This is a genomic window from Bradyrhizobium cenepequi (assembly GCF_020329485.1).
Classification (GTDB): Bacteria; Pseudomonadota; Alphaproteobacteria; order Rhizobiales; family Xanthobacteraceae; genus Bradyrhizobium; species Bradyrhizobium cenepequi.
Genome location: NZ_JAGKJI010000136.1, coordinates 1 through 1629, shown reverse-complemented (window position 1 = coordinate 1629; position 1629 = coordinate 1). Strand labels below are relative to the sequence as shown.

Annotated in this window: 1 protein-coding gene; it reads right to left on the bottom strand. The window is 54.8% G+C overall.

Annotated features, from left to right (window positions below; translation table 11 throughout):
- Nucleotides 1–239: transposase (locus tag J6497_RS40495; protein WP_225704199.1), on the bottom strand; the 239-nt coding region annotated here is incomplete at its 3' end.
- Nucleotides 240–1629 lie beyond the last annotated feature (1390 nt).

Genomic DNA, 1629 nt, shown 5'->3' with positions numbered 1-1629 from the left:
TCGAACAGCCGCTTCCAGATATCCGCCTTCACCCAGTCGCGGAAGCGCGTGAAGACACTGTTCCAGTGGCCGAACGAGGGCGGCAGATCCCGCCAGGGACTGCCGGTTCGCGCGATCCACAGCACGGCCTCGACAAACCGTCGGTTGTCCTTGCCACTGCGGCCGGGATCGCTTGGCTTGCCAAGACAAAGCGGCTCCATCTTCGCCCATTGGGCATCAGTCAAAACGAATCGGTCCATCCATAGCTTGAATCACAACCGAGCCCGGATGAGAATCCTGAATCCCAACAGACCCTAGAGCAGCCGCAAGTCTTAAGGGAAGACATATGTCACACGCCTACAAACCGAATGAAGACGTTCACCACCAGCTCCAAGGACCACAGGGTCGTGCCGCAACTGACCAGTCGATGATTTACACCATCGTTCGGCGTATGCCCGTTGAGGCAGACGGGCGGATTAGATACCGCATCAAGAGTAAGTCAGAGAATATTGAGCGAGTAGTTACGGAAGATCAGCTTTCGTATCCTCAATGATTTCCTTAGCGACTGTAGGACTCCGGTTATCCTGAATGATCGCGAAAATATCCTGAACGCGCTCCGTGAGAAGCCGCTCAAAGTCTACGAAGTCATGAAACGTGCTAATGTCGTGAATGAGGAAACTTGCCAATCGCTTCTGTTGAAAATGCGAGAGGAAGGCTTGGTCAAGTTCGATATCCATAAGGGGCGCTGGCTCATCGGATGATTCGCAAATTGCGGCCGGTCCAGCACTGATCGCAGAACATCCGCTGCGCGCTTACGCGCCTCATCGCGCTTCACCCAATGACTGCAGATCTTGAGGAATGTTGAGGTGGGGGAACGGCTGGGCAACTACTCCGGAAAACTCCAGTTGAAGGCCTGTACGAGACCTCCGAAAACCAGAGATGCGGTTGCAGCGCCTGCTCATTGCCATGTAGGGAAATGCACTAGTTGTTTGTGAGACAACTATTCGCGTGCCACGTCTCGCCGCATGGCTCTGACCGCGAAACAACAGCAGCTTGTGCAGGAAGATTTGATCGACCTGAATGCAACTCAGGCTGCGCGGGGCGATCCCTTGATGTTGTTGGCCAAGGAAATAGAGCAGGCTGTTAGGCGCTGCCGCACATATGTGAAGGATGGCGTCTGGGCAGAAAGATCTGAGTCGCCGATCCGAACACATCAATGCGATCTTGGCCTAAGTAATCGTCAGACACTCTAATGTCCTAATGTCGGCTAAAAAGGTGGTGCCGGTTGAGAGGATTGAACTCCCGACCCTCGGTTTACGTAACCGCTTGTGTGTACCGAAAACCTTATCCGTGTTGATGACGTATTGGAATCGCCTAAGCTGGGCGGAATGATCGCGCTGTTCTGTTTCGCTCTGGCCGTCCTCGCCTCGCCCTTCAGGTCGAGGTTGCAGCTTGAAGCGGAGAACGCGGTGCTGCGACATCAGTAGATTGTCTTGCGGCGCAGGCTGCATGGTCGCGCCCGATTCACGAACCAGGATCGCTGGTTTCTGATCCAGCTGTATCGCTGGTTTCCGTCAATCCTGTCGGTCCTCACCATCATCCAGCCCGAGACGCTCGTGCGTTGGCACAAAGCCGGCTTTCGCGGCTACT